Source organism: Streptomyces sp. NPDC048142 (genome assembly GCF_043202835.1).
Lineage (GTDB): Bacteria > Actinomycetota > Actinomycetes > Streptomycetales > Streptomycetaceae > Streptomyces.
In genome coordinates, this window is record NZ_JBIDBC010000002.1 from 111,393 (window position 1) to 126,131 (window position 14,739).

The 14,739-nt window shown below is 65.0% G+C and carries 10 protein-coding genes; 6 read left to right on the plus strand and 4 right to left on the minus strand.

What is annotated here, in order from left to right; all coding sequences use genetic code 11:
* The first annotated feature begins 50 nt into the window (after positions 1-50).
* Entirely contained in the window at positions 51-1,211 is a 1,161-nt protein-coding gene (locus ACGF2Y_RS03060; protein ID WP_392942760.1) for a GNAT family N-acetyltransferase, read from the plus strand.
* A gap of 803 nt (positions 1,212-2,014) precedes the next feature.
* On the opposite strand, the gene ACGF2Y_RS03065 is transcribed toward ACGF2Y_RS03060, so the two are convergent.
* Entirely contained in the window at positions 2,015-3,010 is a 996-nt protein-coding gene (locus ACGF2Y_RS03065; protein ID WP_392942761.1) for a DUF3800 domain-containing protein, read from the minus strand.
* Positions 3,011-3,343: 333 nt separating this feature from the next.
* Between ACGF2Y_RS03065 and ACGF2Y_RS03070 the strand changes: the two genes are divergently transcribed.
* From ACGF2Y_RS03070 to ACGF2Y_RS03090, 5 genes are all read left to right on the plus strand, one after another.
* A complete protein-coding gene (locus ACGF2Y_RS03070) occupies positions 3,344-4,192 on the plus strand; it encodes a hypothetical protein (RefSeq protein ID WP_392942763.1) in 849 nt (282 codons plus the stop codon).
* Positions 4,189-4,371, plus strand: a complete 183-nt coding sequence (locus ACGF2Y_RS03075) for a hypothetical protein (protein WP_392942765.1) — start codon at positions 4,189-4,191, stop codon at positions 4,369-4,371. The genes ACGF2Y_RS03070 and ACGF2Y_RS03075 overlap by 4 nt, the downstream gene beginning before the upstream one ends.
* A gap of 777 nt (positions 4,372-5,148) precedes the next feature.
* Positions 5,149-5,703: a hypothetical protein gene (locus ACGF2Y_RS03080; protein ID WP_392942767.1), complete on the plus strand. Its 555-nt coding sequence runs from the start codon at positions 5,149-5,151 to the stop codon at positions 5,701-5,703.
* A gap of 3 nt (positions 5,704-5,706) precedes the next feature.
* Complete coding sequence (locus tag ACGF2Y_RS03085) at positions 5,707-6,822, plus strand: MAB_1171c family putative transporter (RefSeq protein WP_392942769.1); 1,116 nt, start codon at positions 5,707-5,709, stop codon at positions 6,820-6,822.
* 23 nt (positions 6,823-6,845) lie between these two features.
* Complete coding sequence (locus tag ACGF2Y_RS03090; RefSeq protein ID WP_392942771.1) at positions 6,846-8,033, plus strand: amidohydrolase family protein; 1,188 nt, start codon at positions 6,846-6,848, stop codon at positions 8,031-8,033.
* Between the two features lie 58 nt (positions 8,034-8,091).
* On the opposite strand, the gene ACGF2Y_RS03095 is transcribed toward ACGF2Y_RS03090, so the two are convergent.
* The 3 genes from ACGF2Y_RS03095 to ACGF2Y_RS03105 form a co-directional block, all read right to left on the minus strand.
* Positions 8,092-11,733 (minus strand): DEAD/DEAH box helicase family protein, encoded by a 3,642-nt coding sequence (locus ACGF2Y_RS03095; RefSeq protein WP_392942773.1) that lies wholly within the window; start codon positions 11,731-11,733, stop codon positions 8,092-8,094.
* Positions 11,734-11,883: 150 nt separating this feature from the next.
* Positions 11,884-13,113: a restriction endonuclease subunit S gene (locus tag ACGF2Y_RS03100; RefSeq protein WP_392942775.1), complete on the minus strand. Its 1,230-nt coding sequence runs from the start codon at positions 13,111-13,113 to the stop codon at positions 11,884-11,886.
* A complete protein-coding gene (locus tag ACGF2Y_RS03105; protein ID WP_392942777.1) occupies positions 13,110-14,636 on the minus strand; it encodes an N-6 DNA methylase in 1,527 nt (508 codons plus the stop codon). Before ACGF2Y_RS03105 ends, ACGF2Y_RS03100 begins: the two co-directional genes overlap by 4 nt.
* Positions 14,637-14,739 lie beyond the last annotated feature (103 nt).

Sequence of the window (14,739 nt, forward strand, 5' to 3'; positions counted from 1 at the left end):
CGGGCTTGACACATACCGCTTCCACCACGCCTGACCAGAAAGTCAACAGTATGAGAGTCGCTGACGCATCCCCTCTGGACCTCGGAGAGCTGTCGCCGAACACGTGGGACGCTCTGGCCGCCGACCGGTTCTACTCTTCCAGCTCTTGGCTGCGCCTGTGCGCGACGACTCCGGGCGCGACATCCACCGGTGTCGTCGTGGCCAAGGAGGACGGCGCCCGCGTGCTGGCCGCCGCACCAGTAACCGTCGTCGAGGGACTGCCCTCGGCCTTCTACCGGTGGAATGAGTTGATGGCCGGGCATGGGCTGCCGCAACCACCGGCCACCGGCCTGATGATCGGCTCTGACCAGGGGTACCGGAGTGACTTCCTGTACGGGCCGGGGGTGGATCGCGCCAAGGCTGCCGAGGCACTGACCGCCGAGCTGGCCGTCCGTCACCAGGCGCTGCCCGGCGCGGACCAGCAGGCTCTTGTCGGGATGTACCTGTCCACGGACACGGCGCGGGCGATTTCCGACAGCATCGACTGCCCGCCCCCGGTATTCCTGGAGACGGAAGGCTGGTGGGAGATTCCGGAGGGGGGGTGGGAGGAGTACTTGGAGAACCACAGCTACAAGCGGCGGGTCGCCATACGCGCCGAGGTACGCCGCTTTGCCGAGGCCGGCTACACCGTGGAACACCTGCCGCTGGCCGAATGCTGCGAAACCATCGCCAGGCTTGCCGCCGTGACGCAGAGCAAGTACGGACACAGCGGCTCCGAGGAAAAGGAACTGGCCGCCTTCCAGCGCCACGCGGCCGTGATGGGGGACAACGCAACAGTTGCCGTGTGCCGCTTGCCCACCGGCGAGGCCGTCGGCTTCTGCCTCTACTACGTGTGGGGAGACACGCTCTATCTGCGCGCTGCCGGATTCGACTACGAGCGTCTTGTCGGGGCAGCCGAATACTTCAACCTGGTGATCTACGGCCAGATCATGCGTGCGCCTGAGCTCGGAGTACGGAATCTGCACGCTGGGATCAAGGCGCCCGAGGCCAAGGCGTTGCGCGGAGCAGCACTGCGGCCCCTGTGGTTCGTGGATCTCTCCCCGCAGAGTGTGCTGCACGGCCACGCTGCGGAGATCCGGGCACACAACGCCGCAGCTCTGGACCGCCTGACGGCCGACCGGCGGACTGCGTCACGTGTGAGTGATCGTGAGACGTGGCTCGGGTTCTGCTGAGGGGGATCATAGTGGCCCATTGCGGACAGTGCCCCCTCTCCTCCGGCCGATCTGCGAGACCGAAGGCTCTTCCCGCTGCCCGAGCCGTCCCCGCACCCGCCGCCGGACGGCCGTCATCGAGGGTCGTCCACTGAGCCTCTGGTGACGGGCCCGTCCACCGAGCACAGCGGCCCGCTCCTCGGTCGAGGAGCGGGCCGAGCGCGGAGCGAGGCGTCCGGCGCCGAGGTCGTTGACCCCGTCCTGGACCATCGTCCGGACGATCAGACCGGTGCTGACACGGTGCTGACGTGATCAACACAGAGAGGTCCCCTGACCTGCGTTTCCGCAGGTCAGGGGACCTCTATTGATGTGGAGCCTAGGAGATTCGAACCCGAGGCGGGCAGGTCTCTGACCTGCGATTTTACCTGACCGTTATCATGGAAACGGACTTTCTACCCCGTTTCCATCCCGCTACGTCCTGCTCGGTCCTGCTGCGCAGAAGCGATGTGCCCACCGGTGGGCACACACATCAAAGTGATTGCAGGCGCAATCTAACCTGCGCAACTACCCCTATTTTATGGCCTCACATGCCGGTAGATCTGGTTAACGAGCAAATGGCCAGTCAACGACCCGAGCCCCCGGCGGAGGCAGCTGCGTTTCGACCCTCCAGCCCCCGCCCCGAGCAAGCTGGCGGACACGGAAGCCAGAAGGGCCCTCGCCCTGAAGGCTCTCGGGCGACGAGCTGCTCATGTGCGGGCCCTCGACTCCGGCTTCAGGGCGTCTGTCCAGATCCTGCAAGGCGCACCTCGTCGTCGTCATGACCCTCAGCTCTCCACGGGCGCCGGCCATATGCCGCCGACGAGCCAAGGCCGGGCAACCGACTCCAGCTCACGCGAGAACTGGTCCCCGCCGCCACCTGCCATCTGCTGTGCCCACTGGCGCGTCGCGCCAGCGGCCCAGTCCGCCACCTGAAGCTGCGGGTGGTCCTTGCTGTCCGCGAACTCGATGGAGCCCATGAGGGGGTTCATGAACTCGCCCGGCCGGGCGGGGTCGGGGATGAGGTGCACGGTGTGCAGGTGCGTGGCGTTGCGGTCGACGACTTTCGATGCGTCGTGTACCAGGCGGAACTTACCAAGGGTCTGACCGAATGTGGTGGCGAGGCAGTACAGGCTTGGGATCGCCGGATCCAGCTCGTCCCGACATACCTGGGATGCGATCTCCGCTGCGGTTTCGTCAGCGACGGACCGGCAGTATTCCAGGACCTCCACCCACTCGGCGAACTGCCGGTTCTGTACGGAGGACTTGAGAGCGGCCACGGCCGCGTACAGCTCGTCGGTGGTGGCCTTCTGCCGGACCCAGTTCACGAACGCGTGGAGCATCCGGTCGTAGGCGTCCGCATCCCCCATGACCGGGCCGGCCAGGTGCAGCATGTCCGCCAGGGCGAGGGCTTCCTTCCCCTGGTACAGGTTGTAGCCGTCCCGGTGAGCCATGGGCTCCACGATGACGTCGACCATCTTGGCTATCACCATGAAGCGCTTATCGACCAGGTAGGTCCGCACAGTCCCCTCGGGCAGGCGCGAGAAAGCGTTCATCAGCGACTTCCGTCCGCGACTGGAACCCGCCAGCGACGTGTACTTCGGCTCGCGCAGATTGCGCGGGAGCTGCCCACGAACGTCATCGACGATGGAAGCGGCGAGGTCATCAGGGAGGTGGACTCCGGCCACCGTGAAAACGGGCTGGTGCGGGTCGAGGAGGTTCTGGCCCGAGTTGGCGGACTCGTCGAAGTAGACGACGGGGCGCTCCGAGGATGAAGTGGACATGCATGGAGGATGCCCGCCAGCTTCGGGGCGGGCCAGCCATGGTCGGCGATGGAACCCGCAGAGGTCGGCTATCCCCTGTCGGTTCTCGCGAACAAGCCAAGCCTCCGAGTCGGCGCGAGCGGGACCAACCCCAAGCAGAGCCACAGTGGCGCGCATCACATAAGAAAAGGGTGGTCTGATTGCCGGAACAGGACCGCACCGGGACCGGGAGGTGAAGCCTCCGATCTCGAAGGGACACCGCGAATGACCTCCAGCACACCGTCGACGTTTTCCCCGCGACAGGGAGAACACGAGCCTTACCCCTTCAGTGGTAAGCCTCTTAAAGATCAGCTGTTGACCTACATCGGCGGAGGACCCAACCTCACGCTGTTTGCCTTCAACACGAGCACCACCGACGTGGCCGGCCTGATTGAGGTTCACGCCGACGGTTCCGTACTGCCCACCGTCAGGGACACCCTCCCCGACATGATGCTCACCCTGAACGGAGAGGCCCCCCTCCGCCGCCCGTCACGAGCTACGCCTGAGGATATCCAAGCCGAAACACCTCCGCCCGAAAGTGCAGTGGTGCGCACCGCCCGCGCCATCGCGGCACGGCACGCCGCCGCGGCGGGCAACCATCAGGTGGTCGAGACGTTTATGACCGAGGTACTGGGCCTGTGTCGCGGTGCCCGCTGGCAGGAGCCTGTCGCAACCGCTCTGCTGGGTGACTGGGTCGGCACCCTCCCCATTGACGGTCAGGTAGGCCCTGGCGGTCTTGAGCGTCTCAAAACGGAGACTCGGGAACTTCACCGGCACTTGACCCCCATCTGGCGGCGCAAGGTCAACGGCAACCGCGTACATAGTCTGGATGTCGACCTTGGGGGCGGCCTGTCTGTTCAGGACCTCATCGCTGGAGGGCCGGACCCTCTCGAAGTGCTGGTCGGTGCACTACCCGACGACCCGAGAGTGGCAGCGGTGCTCAAACGCCTCACGCCGACCGAGCGAGCCGTAGCAGCAGCGTGGGCCAACTTCCGGACCACCACTTGGGCGGAGGCCGCCGCCCAGGCCGTGGCCGAGGCCAGTGCCAGCAGAGCTACCGCGAACGCCCTGGGGGAACGAGTACGGCGAAAGCTCAGGCGGCTTGGCCGGCAGTACGCCGAGGGAGCTCTCGCGCGTGCCGGTGGGGTGGAAGGGGACGCGTGAACCTGCCCTCCCTTCTCCTGATCTTGCTTCTACTCGTCGTCACGATGCTCATCGGTACCGGAACGCTCGTACTGCTCGTGCGTCGCCCCGAGTGGTCCGTTCCGGTCGCTGGGGCCATAGCGGCGATGATGCTCATGATCAGCGCCGTCGGACTCCTGGTAGCCGTCACGCCCGGGTGAGCGTTTCCGTGACGGCGTGCATCACCGCCTTCTTCGGCTGGCAATAGCGCCAGCCGAAGAAGGCATTTGCTACTAACGAGCACCCTTGGGCGTAGTGGCTACTCTTCGTAATGCATAGCTGGCCAAAAGTTGCCCCTCCGCCCACTCCGCCCGCTGCGGCAACTGTTCGACACCACTGCAAACGAGCCTGCCACGCGCATGACGCCGATCATTTTTCCTAGGTGAGTACCGACCCGACGTTGGGTTTTGAGCGCGAAATATGTCACATCAGGAGCAACGCCACCCTTGTGATCCACGTCTTGACATGGGCACTATCGGAGAAAACTCGCATGTCAGAGCTTGATCGAAAAACGAAGATGGCACTATGTCACCTTTGCGAAGATACTCTGACACTGCGTCACTACCAACTGCGGATCAGCTTTTGGACTGATCGCGTCAGACCCTTCGCGTAATCTCCAGTACTGGTTCCCGGCACCTGCCCGAATGGATCAGATCAGAACTCTGCTATTTCGCTAGAGCGATGCAAGCCAGAGATGCGGCATTCCGGATATCGGCGACCGGCGCTTCGCTGGCCTGGCGAATCAGGATCGTTCCGGACCTAGCGGCAGAGTGAAGGGAATCCAGTCGTCCGTGCGGGCGCGAAGTCGTCCGCCTCGGGGGGAGCCACAAGTAGGAGGGTTATCCATGGGGTCTGAAAAAATCGGGCACGAGCCTGCGGTTCCAGCTCAAGGGGGTGGAGGTCGTGGGCGGCTAGTACGCCGCTGGCGTGCTGCCGGCATGCGCCCAGTGGAGAGGGATCTGCACCGCCTCATCCGCCGGGAGCTGCAAGACCTTGGAGTCCATCCCCCGCTCGACGTCGAGCGACTGTGCACGGCACTCAGCCGACGGCGCGGGCGCCCTCTGTACCTGCGCGAAGCTCCGCTGCCCAAGCCGGGCCCGTCGGGCATGTGGGCGGAGTACGACACGTACGACGTGATTCTGTACCAGCAGGAGACGACCGAGCTGCACCAGGATGGGATCATCCTGCACGAGGTCGGACACATCCTCGTGGCGGAGAACGAGAAGGCAGCCAAGGACACCGCCCCTGATGAAGACGCGGCGACCGTCGACGTGGAGGGGTGGGCCACCCTGTTGCCGGTCTTCGGGACCGAGGCGGTCAAGCGTGTCGCCCAGCGTTGCTCGTACGACGACGGCGAGGAGTGCTCCGTCGAACTCGTGGCAACGATCATCCTGGAGTGGTCGGCCCTGCTCGCAAACTCCACTCCTCCGGCTGATGATCCCGCCCTGCGCCGGGTCGAGGCGGCTCTTGGCGACCGGCGAGGATGGCTGTAACTCGTGGAACTCCTGCTCCTGGGGCTCCTGGCCGCACTGGTCTGGAAGCTCTACCAGTGGAAGCGAAGCCCGCATGACGCACCTCTCCGCTCGGTCACCCTCTGCCTGCTCTGCGCTGCGCTCTCGTACCCCGTAGCGATGCCCGGCGGCGCGTCCGGAGTCGACACCGTCGCCGGCCACGGCACGGCGAAGCTGATCCAGAACGTGCTGCTGCTCCTGACGGTCTACTTCCTCATGTGCTTCTACCTCTACTCCGCCGCTGACGAAGAAGCGGGGCGTCGGCGGGCACGCAGGGAAGCCGTGCTCGTCGGGGTCGTCGCAGTCGCGATCACCGTGGCTGCGGTGTCGGTGCCGCATGAGGTCTTCGCCGGAAGCTTCAGCACAGCCGACATGACGATTCCCCAGATCGCCTTCTTCTACGGCGGCGCTGGCCTGTACCTCATGTATGCCCTCGGCATGGCGTTTCGGTGGACTCGCCAATACGCCCGCATGTCCCGGCGCCCGCACTCCACCGGGCTCTGGATGACCGCCGTCGGCCTGGGAGCGATGGCCGTAGCGTGCGCGATTCGAGCCGTCATCGTCGCCGTTCGCTCAGCAGACGTAGACGTGGCACATCCCCTTATGGCGGCCGTGGCCTTCCTCTTGGTCGCATCCATCCTGCTGTTCGCCGCCGGTGTCACCTATTCCGGAGCCCGAGCGCGGTTCTCCTCCCTACGTCTCTGGCTCCAACACCGGCGTGATCACCGTCGCCTCTCGCCTCTGTGGGAGCTGCTGGCGGGGGCGTATCCGGACAACGTGCTGAGGCCGGCGTCCTCTGCTCCGCTGGACCGATGGCGGGCCCGTGGCGTGCACCGGCGCTACCACCGCCGCATCGTGGAGTGCCGCGACGGCCTGGTGGACATCAGCCCGTACCTGCTGGACGAGGGTGACGACAGCACAGTCCTCAACATCGATTCCGCCGAGCTCGCCGCCCGGCTCCGCCGGGCCTCCGCTCGGATCGAGAAGGGGGCCCCCGCGCCCCGCCGCGCCGTCCCGCTCGCGATGGCGCTGGGGAGCGACCGCGAGTCGGATGTGAAACAACTGATTGCGGTATCCGACGAACTGCGCGCAGCCGCATGACCTCGCAAGATCAAGGAGTCACGATGCTGATTACCGGTGGACGAGTGCTCGTCGACTCGGGGACCTACCTGGAGGACGGTGCCGTTCTCATCGAGGGCGACTCGATCTCTGTCGTCGGGCCGCGCAAGGAGATCGAGGAGCGGGCCGGGGCCGACGTGCCTCGATTCGAGTTCGGCGGAACCGTGCTGCCGGGGCTCATCGACGCTCACGTTCACCTGGCCTTCGATGGCGGGCCGGACCCTGTGTCCACCCTCCAGGGCTCGACGAATGAAGTCCTGTTCGAGGACATGCGGCGGCGCAGCGAACAGCTCCTGCGCAGTGGCGTTACCACCGTCCGCGATCTCGGCGACCGCGGCGGACTGGCGCTTCGCCTGGCTGCGGAAATCAGCGATCGGCGTACACCAGGACCGAGGATCGTCTCCGCGGGCACCCCGGCCACCACCGTGGGCGGACACTGCCACTTCCTCGGCGGCGAAGTCTCCGGCGAAACCGAGATCCGCGACCTCGTACGGCGTAACCTCGCGGCCGGGGCAGGCGTCATCAAGGCGATGGTCACCGGCGGCGGCCTCACGAAGGACGGCCCCAGGAGCCACCAGTCTCAGTTCACGGCGGAGGAACTGGCTGCCCTGGTGGAGGAAGCCCACAAAGCGGGCGTGCCTGTCGCGGCCCACGCGCACGGTGCCGACGGCATCGCCTCAGCCGTCGAGGCCGGCGTCGACACCATCGAGCACTGCACGTGGATGTCGAGCTATGGCCTGGACTTCCGGCCCGACGTGGTTCAGCAGATCATCGCGAAGGACATCACCGTCTGCCCGGCCGTAAGCCCGCACTGGCAGATGCTCCCGCGCTTCTTCGGCGAGGAGCGCGCCAACGCGATGTTCGACCTGGTGCGGCAGATGGCCGACGCCGGAGTCCGCCTGATCGCGGGGACAGATGCAGGCGTGCAGCGTGCCGGCTTCGACGGACTTGCTCAGGCCCTGTCGTTCTACTCGCACCTGGGGCTGTCGAACGCCTCGATCATCGACATGGCGACGTCGCAAGCGGCTGCCGCCCTGGGCCTGGGCAAGATCACGGGAAAGGTCGCTCCCGGCTACCGCGCGGATCTCCTCCTCGTGGACGGTGACCCGCTCGCGGATCTCTCCGCACTGAGCGGAGTCCGGGCCGTGTTCACCTCCGGTCTGCACCACGAGCCGAACGGCACGGGACAGTAGGCACTGAATCGCCTTGGGTTTGGCTTGCCAGCGGAGGCAGCTGGCAATCTGTACTCACCTACGCGGCGAGCGCGGTCGGCTGCGTGGTGCGCTGGAGCTCCATGAAGACGATGTTCAGGTCGTCGATCTGCTCCGGGGAGAAGAGGTCGTCCGGGCCACCAGGCGCGCGGTCCAGGAAGGCGCTGCCCGGCTCATACAGATCGCCCAACGCCAGCACGCCCTGGCTGGAAACCACGTCGATGATCAGTGACACGAAGTCCAGCTGGGTCGCACCGAAGTTCTTGCCGATGACGAAGCTTTCGAACGCCCGCTGGGCGGCCTGGCTGTCCAGCCCGTGCAGCTTGCGGACGAACAAGCCCAGGCCGCCCTGGGAGCGCACCTCTTCGAGGTCCTCAGGTGAGGCGACCGCCTCGGCGAGGAAGACCTCTTCCAGTGCCGCCAGGTCGTCCGTGGTGATCTGCTCGTTGTGGCGGAGTTTGTGGACGGCCGGCTGGTCCTCGTGGCGCAGCAGGTACGCACGGGCCTTCTGACGGAACCGTGCCTCGTCGGTGCCGGTCGGGAATCCCTTGAGCTCGGCTTCGGCGATCACGGCTTCATCATCGGTGAAGTCGGTGAAGACGATGTTGCGTTTGACCTTGTCATCGACGAGCCGGGCGAGGCCCCTCAGTCTGCGGCGCATCTCCTCCAGCATCGGCAGGGTGACGTCGTGCCACCAGTCGTCACCGGCGAGGGCTTCAAGGAGCTCCGCCTGTTCCGCGACGGCCGGAATGTTGGTCTTGGTGAGCAGGTCTTCGACAATGCCCTGAATCTTCCCGCGCAGGGCTGCGTACTCCTTGCCGCCTTCAAGCGCCGCGAGCTGGAGGCTGTACGCGGTCAGGTCGAAGCGTTTGGCCTCCTCACCGCTCTCGGTCTCATCCGGCCGGTGCTCGCTGGGGAGCGCGAGCAGGCGTTCGCGGAGTACGGCCTCGGCGTCGTCGTCGATCCGGTGCCAGTTGGTGAAGTCGCTGAAGGCCTCGATGTCGCGGCGGTGGGGGCGGACCAGGAAGTTGTCCAGGTTCATGCCAGTGACGGTCTCGTGGAGGCGGTGGGCGAACGCCCAGCGGATCTCATGCTCGGTTGCGATGGCGTCCGCGCCTCTGTCCCGGCCCGTGTCAGGCTGCTCGCGGCGGTCAAGGGCGCGGATGAGGTCGAGCTGGCGTTGCAGCAGCTTCTCGGCGAGCGAGGCGCCCTTGCGGCCCTCGGTGCCGGCGAGCTCGCTGTTGAAGAAGTCGATGTTCCCGCAGAAGTCGAAGACGTAGAAGTTCTGCTTGTTGTGGTCGGGGTTGTCCTCGTCGGGGCCGTAGAGCTTCTTGCGCAGGCGGGTACCGCGGCCGATCATCTGCCAGAACTTGGTCCGGGAGTAGACCGGCTTGGCGAAGACGAGGTTCACGACCTCGGGCACGTCGATGCCGGTGTCCAGCATGTCGACCGAGATCGCGATGTCGGGCTGCCGGTCCGCATTGGAGAAGTCGTCGATGAGGGACTGGGCGTACGTCTCCTTGTACGTGATGACGCGCGCCGTGTGGCCGGCTCCCTGCGGATAGTTGAGGTCATAGCGCTCCGCAATGTAGCGGGCGTGGTCGTTATTCTTCGCGAAGACGATCGTCTTGCCGAGCCGGTCGCCGCCCGCCACCCGGTGGCCCCGGGTCATCAAGACTTCGAGCATCTTGTCGACGGTGTTCGCGTTAAACAGGAACTTGTTCAGCTCGTCACGGCTCACCGCGTCCGGGACCTGGCCGTCCTCGGCCCACTCCTTGGAGTCCCACTCGGCCTTCTCCTCCTCGGAGAGGTCCGCGTAGCGGATGCCGCGCTCCATGAACTTCAGGGTCACCTTGACAGCCTTCGGCGGGACTAGGTAACCCTCCCCCACGGCTTCGTCCAGGCCGTAGGAGTCGGTGGGGACGCCGTCCTCCAGCTGAAAGAGCTTGTACGTGTTGCGGTCGATGTCGTCCTTGGGGGTGGCCGTCAGGCCAAGGAGGAGCGAGTCGAAGTAACGGAAGATCTCGCCGTACTTGTCGTAGACCGAGCGGTGGGCCTCGTCGATGACGATCAGGTCGAAGTATCCGGGTCCGAAGCGGCGGCGGCCCGCAGCGTCGGTGGCGTCGATCTGCTTCATCATCGTCTGGTAGGTGGACACGAAAACGTGCGCCGATGCGGCCTTGTCGTCGAGGAGGCTGGCGACCGGAGTGTTCGGCAGGTGCTCGGTGAACGCCTTCTTGGCCTGGGCGACCAGGGCCTGGCGGTCCGCGAGGAACAGAACGCGCTGGGCCCAGCCAGCCTTCTTCAGCTGGTCGACGAGGGCCACGGTGGTACGGGTCTTGCCGGTGCCGGTCGCCATGACGAGGAGAGCCTGGCGCTGGCGGTCCCGTTCGTACGCTTCGCCGACGCGCTTGATGGCGCGAAGCTGGTAGGGGCGTCCGGCGATCTTCTCGTTGACCGGGGTGGTGTTCAGGGGGAGGCGGCAGGCGCGCTGGCGGAGGTGCCAGTGGAGCTGGTCGTGGGTAAGGAAGCCCTGGATCTTGCGGGGCGGGTAGCTGAGGCCGTCGTCCCAGAGGTAGGTCTCATAGCCGTTGGTGTAGAAGATGACCGGGCGGCGGTTGAACTCCGCTTCGAGGGCATCGGCGTACAACTTGGCCTGCTGCTGGCCGTCACGGGAATCGCGACGGGTGCGCTTGGCCTCGACGACGGCGAGGGGCTTGCCGTCCGCGCCCCACAGAACGTAGTCGACGAAGCCCTTGCCGGAGGCGGTCTGCATGCCGGCGACCGGGCGCTCGACGGTGAGCTTGCCCGCGGGGTCGGCCGCTCCGGCCGGTGCCGGGTCCCAGCCGGCCTCCTTGAGGAGGAGGTCTATGAAGGTGTCGCGGGTCGCCTTCTCGTCGTAGTCGTGGGTGTCCTGGACCTTCTGGTTGACAGCCTTGGCGGCGGCGACCTGGGCCTGGAGTTCGGCGAGCTGGGCGGCGAGGGCGTTGCTCTCCTCACGGGCCTTGCTGATCTCCTCGGCCTGCTGCTGGTAGCGCCGCTGATCGTCATCCGCCTGCTTGCGGAGTTCCGCTTGCTTTTTGAGGCGGGCCTCGGCGGAAAGAGGGCGCGGGATCGCGGTGGAGTCGAACTCCATGCCGGCGGTGGGGAGCTCGTGGGCCTGACCCGTGTAGGTGCGGGCGAACCAGTACAGCGAGTGGAACAGCTCGCGCAGGCTGGCGACGGCGGCCTGCTGGGGTACGGGGGTCTGTTTGTGGACGGCCTGGTTGCCCTGGCGGCGGATGATGTCCATCTTCGCGTTCACGGTGGGGCCGACGAGCGTCCGAAACGACGGCTCGTGGAGCATCGCGTTCAGGTCCATCTTGTACGGGGGCCGGAGCGAGGTGTCGTTGTCATACATCCAGTGCGCGGCCAGCTCGATCGCCCGCCGGGCGTAGAAACAGGCGGCTCGGGGGTCGGAGAAGGTGAAGCGCTCGGCGCGGGTGGCTTCCTCGTGGAGAGCGGGCCATTCGGCGCGGAGGAAGGCGAAGTTTCCGGCGGGGCAGGCGAGGTTCCGGGCGGCGGCCCCGTCGCTCGACCGGTTCGCCATCGGCGGGCCAGGAGTGGGGCGCGGCCCCGGCTTAGGCGGGTTCGTCTCGCCGCCGGTTGCGTCGGTGCCGTCGTTCCCTCGGTTGCCAGCCATGGTGATGGCGCCCCTCTCCCCTGTTGCGGCGTTACTTGTCGCTGTACGCGTGTGGCTTACGTAGTGCGGCAGGACCGACCGCGCCCGGAGTCTCCCCAGACCGAGCGCGGTCGACGTGGTGGTGCGGTGATGCGGGTGTGGCGTTACGGGTTACGCAGCTTCATGATCCCAGAGCTTCCCCGCGAAGGCACGCTGTTGCACAGATTCGAAGAGCTCGTCGAGGGCGGCGAGGTGGGTAGTGTGCACTTTTCGCAAATCCCTCACGGCTCGCAGCCGCAGTTCAAATCGATCTTGCAAATCTCTCGAAGGAGCCGGGATCCGCAAAGACCGAACGTCGTCAAAATTAAGCCCCGCTTTCACAGCTTGACGATTCTTGCCGAAAATCTGACGCTCTCCCGCTGGACTCGAAAGGAACTCCGCAAAAAATGTCGAATTATATGACGGCGCACGTAGAATAGCAAGATGTTGATTGATATGTGCACCCTTCATCCCTGAAGGAACCACCGCAACTCGACCCAGATCTGCGGTGATACTCAAAAGCACATCGCCCACTTTCACTCGCGTCCGGATAGCCTCCTTGGTTGCAGGCGGATCGACGTACGCAATATCCTCCAGATGCAGTTCTCCATTTTTCACATTCTGGATCCTCAAGAACAATAGACCCGAGCTATCTGTGTAATATTTCGCCCACCCACGAGAGCCACTCGTCAAGAATTCAAGAACCTCACCAAGTTCCTCAACCGGCCACTTTTCCATAATCCCAACAGGGTCGCCGAACATGTCGAGGAAGATTGATTGGGCGAGGTCGTCGAGGAGGGTGACGGCCTCGCGGCGCTTGGCGCGGAGGATGTCTACCTGGTCGAGGACTGCGGCAATGCGCTTCTGCTCCGCGAGGGGAGGAGCGGAAATATGCAAGCGGGTCCGAAATCGATCCAGGCTTACTTTTTGCTGCGCCGCCCCGGTGGTAATTTCATTTACCTGTCGGCGCACAGCTGGCGTCCTGAACGCGTGAAGTAGAAATCTGCAATCGAACCCGGATGCTGGCCTCAGACGGATACAGTCGGCGGTAATGATTCCTGGAACGTCAGCGTCGTACAACGCCACATCACCCGGCGGCTCCCCCATCTTGGTGATCAGGATATCTCCAGGCTGAACCTCGTGCACGCCAAGCTCGGCAGCTTTAACAGTAGAGACATACGCTCGCGGACTGGAGAAGTTCCTTGCACGGATATCTTTAACAAAGACGAGAGGTACACCTTCGTCGCGATAATCACTTGTCTTGAGATTGCTTCCGAACGGACCAATGACCAGGGCTCTCTTTTCCAGGCCAGAAATCTCATGCGGAGTATGTTGCTCCCACCCATCCGGTACTGCGGTCATGCCAACATCCCCTTGAGGTCTTCCGCGCCCTTGGCGATCTCGGCATCGAGAAGCTCCAGGTCGGCCAGGATTTCCAGGGGGGCCCGCGTCTCGATTTCGTCGTGGACGATCTCTTTATAGCGGTTCAAGCTCAGGTCGTAGTCCTGGGCGGCGATGTCGGACTTCGGGACGCAGAAGCTTTGGGCGGTGCGGGGGCGGTCGCGTTCGGTGGTGTTGCGGTTGAACCAGCGGGTCAGGACGTCGGGGAGGTTGTTCTTGGTGTGCTCCTCCTCGGTCAGGGGCTGGTCTGCAAGGAGGGGGCGGACTCCGAGGCGGTCCTCGGGGAGGAGTTCGTTGCGTTTGTCGTCGAGGGAGAGGCCGTCGGCCTTGACGTCGTAGAACCAGACGTCCTCCGTGCCGCCACTGTCCGTGCGGGTGAAGAACAGGATCGCGGTGGAGACTCCGGCGTACGGCTTGAAGACGCCGGAGGGGAGCTTGACCACGGCCTGGAGCTGCTGTTCCTCCACCAGCATGCGGCGGAGTTCCTTATGGGCCTTCGAGGAACCGAAGAGGACGCCGTCGGGGACGATAACGGCCGCGCGGCCACCGGGCTTGAGGAGGCGGAGGAAGAGTGCGAGGAAGAGGAGTTCCGTCTTCTTCGTCTTGACGATGGCCTGGAGGTCCTTCGCCGTCGACTCGTAGTCGAGGCTGCCCGCGAAGGGCGGGTTGGCGAGGATCAGGGAGAACTTCTCGGACTCGCCGGCCGCCGACTCCGCAAGGGAGTCGCGGTAGCGGATGTCCGGGTTCTCCACACCGTGGAGCAGCATGTTCATGGAGCCGATGCGCAGCATCGTGGAGTCGAAGTCGAAGCCGTGGAACATCGACTCGTTGAAGTGCTTGCGCTGCTCCGCCCCGTAGAGGGCCTCGGCGTGCGTGCGCTTGACGTACGACGCCGTCTGGACCAGGAAACCCGCCGTGCCGCAGGCCGGGTCGCAGACCTCGTCACCGGGGCCGGGCTGGGTCATCTCGACCATCAGGTCGATGATGTGCCGGGGCGTGCGGAACTGCCCGTTCTGGCCGGCGGAGGCGATCTTCGCGAGCAGGTATTCGTAGATGTCGCCCTTGGTGTCGCTGCTCCCCATATCGATGTCGTCGAGGAGGTCGACGACCTTCGCCAGGAGGTTCGCGTTCGGGATGGTGAAGCGGGCGTCCTTCATGTGGTGCGAGTACGTCGAGTCGTCACCGCCCATGCGGCGCAGGTACGGGAAGACGCCATCGGCAACGAGCCCGTACATGATCTCGGGGTCGCGGACCTTGAAGTTCTGCCAGCGCAAGTCCTGCTGTTCGATGTCGAAGAAAGGATCCGGGTCAGGGACCTTCGTCGCGTTCGCCCTGCGGTCCTTCACGGTCTGAAGCTCGTCCAGGCGCTTGATGAAGAGCAGGTACGTGATCTGCTCCATCACCTCCAGCGGGTTGGCGATACCACCGGACCAGAACGCTTCCCAGACGCGTCCGACCTTGCTCTTCACTTCACCAGTAATCACGTTCGCGATCCTAGCCGTGGACACCGACACAGCCGTCCGTTCTTATCGAACCGGCCGCTCCACCCCCGCTGCCTACCTCTGGTGGCAACCGATCGACGCTCTG